The sequence below is a fragment of the Pseudomonadota bacterium genome, from assembly GCA_030859565.1.
GTDB lineage: Bacteria > Pseudomonadota > Gammaproteobacteria > JACCXJ01 > JACCXJ01 > USCg-Taylor.
This window is the reverse complement of the sequence record JALZJW010000261.1, coordinates 1-2735: the sequence shown is the minus strand read 5'-3', so window position 1 is coordinate 2735 and position 2735 is coordinate 1. Positions and strand designations below refer to the sequence as shown.

General features: G+C 58.2%; 4 protein-coding genes. All 4 read left to right on the top strand.

All coding sequences use genetic code 11. The features are described 5' to 3' along the window. Positions 1 to 253: 253 nt before the first annotated feature. Positions 254 to 571 carry a hypothetical protein gene (locus tag M3436_20480; GenBank protein ID MDQ3566348.1) on the top strand — a complete coding sequence of 106 codons (318 nt, stop codon included), beginning with the start codon at positions 254 to 256 and terminating at the stop codon, positions 569 to 571. After that, a complete protein-coding gene (locus M3436_20475; protein MDQ3566347.1) occupies positions 568 to 1710 on the top strand; it encodes an ISKra4 family transposase in 1143 nt (380 codons plus the stop codon). The genes M3436_20480 and M3436_20475 overlap by 4 nt, the downstream gene beginning before the upstream one ends. Then, positions 1680 to 2078, top strand: a complete 399-nt coding sequence (locus M3436_20470; GenBank protein ID MDQ3566346.1) for a hypothetical protein — start codon at positions 1680 to 1682, stop codon at positions 2076 to 2078. The genes M3436_20475 and M3436_20470 overlap by 31 nt, the downstream gene beginning before the upstream one ends. Positions 2079 to 2395: 317 nt before the next feature. Then, a partial coding sequence (locus M3436_20465) for a hypothetical protein (GenBank protein ID MDQ3566345.1) occupies positions 2396 to 2735 on the top strand: 340 nt, incomplete at its 3' end.

Genomic DNA, 2735 nt, shown 5'->3' with positions numbered 1-2735 from the left:
TCACTGGACAGAAGGCCGCGATTAAGGGCGCGCGCGATCTCCGTGATCCAGTCGTGATGAAAGGCGTGGAAAATGCCGGCGTCGACAGGCTGCCAGTTATGTATTGGCATGGGAACCTCCGGATGGTGTTGCAGTATTCTATCGCATCGGGCGGGGACAAGCGATGTTGGAAGGCCTGGCGAGAGAGCCAGGGGGTAGGCAGCTGAAAAGTAGGTAGGAAAATGCTGGCGGTCGCAGGTGTCGATAGGCAATTATGAAGAAGCGGCAAAAACACGCCGATTTCACTCCTTTTGACTTATCACCTGCGGAGTTGGCCATGAAGGGCTTGGACAAGGATATCGTTCTTTCCCCGGAGCAAGAGGTCGAAGCGCAACGCTTGGCCGAGATCTTTCTGCGAAAGGCACGCGAGGAGACCTTGGCGATGGCCCGCATCATGGTGTCCAAGCCGGATCGGCAGCTCCTGGGGGAGAGCGAGTTCCAGGTGCGTGATAGTGCTCATCGCCTTGCTGCTCATGCGATCGAAACCGCTCTGAACGAGCGAAAAAAAAGGGGTACCAAGGATCGAGCATGACCTGCCCTCACTGCAGTCAGTCCGCGCGCTTTGTCGGCTATCGCTGCAAAAGGATCGTCAGCTTGGTTGGTGAGATTAATATCCAACGGGGCTACTATCACTGCAAGTCATGCAGCCAGGGACAAGTGCCCTGGGATGAGATGCTTTCTTTGTCGCCGCAGCGTTTGACGCCGGCCGCCCAGGAGGTCACTTCTTTAGCGGGAGTCCAAGAGAGCTTCGGCAAGGCAGCCAAGCGGACTCTGCGTAAGTTGGCTGGCCTGCGCCTGAGCGAATCGAGCGTGGAACGCACTACCGAGGCGGCGGGCGCTCGTTTGGGAGGATTGCTCAAAGGAGGCAAAACGTTTGGGGCCAGCGAACCCTGGCAGTGGAACAAGGACAGCACGGGCAAAACCTGCGCGTATGTCAGTCTGGACGCGACGGGCATTCTCATGCAAGGCCCCAACGGCGTCAAAGTCGATGGCCGCATGATCAACGTCGGCATGGTCTACAATCCCCAGCCGCGCCAGGCCGCCGACGAGGCGTTATCCAAACCATGCGATGGCGTGCGTTACCTGGCAGGCTTCTATACGCTTGCCGAGTTGGGAACAGCATTGCGTCGGCAAGCGGGCCAGGTGGGGATGAACCGGGCGGAGCAATGGATCGCCTTGAGCGACGGGGGCAATGGGCTTGAGGAATTCTTCGATGTGCATTTTCCGCGGGCAGTGAAGATCTTGGACTTTCAACACGCCGCAGGCCATTTGGCCAAGCTGACCAAGCTGTGGCGTCCCGGTCCTGCCGGTGCGAAGTTGCTCTCGGCATGGTGTCACATCCTCAAGCACGCGGGCGGCGCTCAGATGATAAAGGTTCTTGAGAGGTTGAAGATAAAAGAGATGAACGAGGAAACGCGGGCCGAGCACGAGCGTGTCTTGAATTACATCCGCGGCAACCAGGAGCGGATGAAATACTCAGAGTACCTAAAGCAAGGCTGGCAGATCGCATCCGGAGCAGTCGAGTCGGCCTGCAAAACCCTCATCAATCAACGACTGTGCATGGGCGGCATGCGCTGGGGCGAAGAAGGCTCCGACGGCGTCGCCCATCTGCGCGCCCTCTATCGCAGCGACACCGACCAGTGGGACGGATTTTGGTCGACGGCCGCGTAAAGGCTACCTACGAAAGTGACGCTTACCCGCTGGACATCGCCAAGAGCATGCCCCATTCCTATTGCCGTACTTTGACGTCACGCATTGACGACCCCAACGTGGTCCTGCTGGGCAATGGCGACGGACCGCCGGGATCGACGGGGTGCATCGGCATCTCTTCCGACGGCGGCCGTTCCTGGAAACCCGCAACGATGCCCGCCGCGGCGAACAGCACCATCTGGAACTTTGCCGTCCATCCGGCCGATCCCCTGTTGATCTATGCCAGCAGTGTGAGCGGGCTGGTGTTTCGCTCCGAAGATGGCGGACACACGTGGTCCAGACTGGGTCGCGAATTTGGTGAAATCCGCGCCCTTGCCTGGACGCCTTGAAAACCTGAATTGAACCCGGTGAAACCTTCACCGATCGAGAGACATTAAGGATCACATCATGAGATTGGAACGTCCCGGAATCGTAACCGCTGCTGGTGTGTTGGCCATAATCTACGGCAGCCTGGGCCTGCTCTGCAATGTGTGCAGCGCTCTGAGCCTGGTGATGCAAGGCGCCATGGGCGGCAACATGTTCGCGGGAGATCCCGCTCAGGCGCGCATGCAGGAAGAATTGAATAAAGCCATTGAGAGAACGGTCCCCGGTTACCAGATCATTCAAAATCATCACGATTGTCCTTGGCTTGATCGTGTGCATAGGCATGCTGACTTCCGGCATTGGGCTGCTGCGCATGAGCCCGACGGCACGGACGATGGCAATGATCTTTACCTCGGTTTCGATCGCATTTTATCTCTTCCAGGCCGTCTATCAATTCGCATTCGTCATGCCGGCGATGAACAACGCGTTTCAGGCCGTCCTGCCCGGTGTGGTCGGGCCCGCGCCGCCTCAAGCCTTCCAGGCCATGCGAAGCATGATGACCATCATCGCCGTTGCGACGGTTTTCGTTTATGTGATCATCATCGTCTATCTCGCCCTCATTCTTATTTTCCTGACGCGCTCCCGCGCCCGTCTGGCCTTTCTGGATGCGGCACAGGGATATG

What these genes read in the sequence shown, in the direction of transcription:
- M3436_20480 (MDQ3566348.1), top strand. Translation starts at nt 254, where the DNA reads ATGAAGAAGCGGCAAAAACACGCCGATTTCACTCCTTTTGACTTATCA.
- M3436_20475 (MDQ3566347.1), top strand. Translation starts at nt 568, where the DNA reads ATGACCTGCCCTCACTGCAGTCAGTCCGCGCGCTTTGTCGGCTATCGC.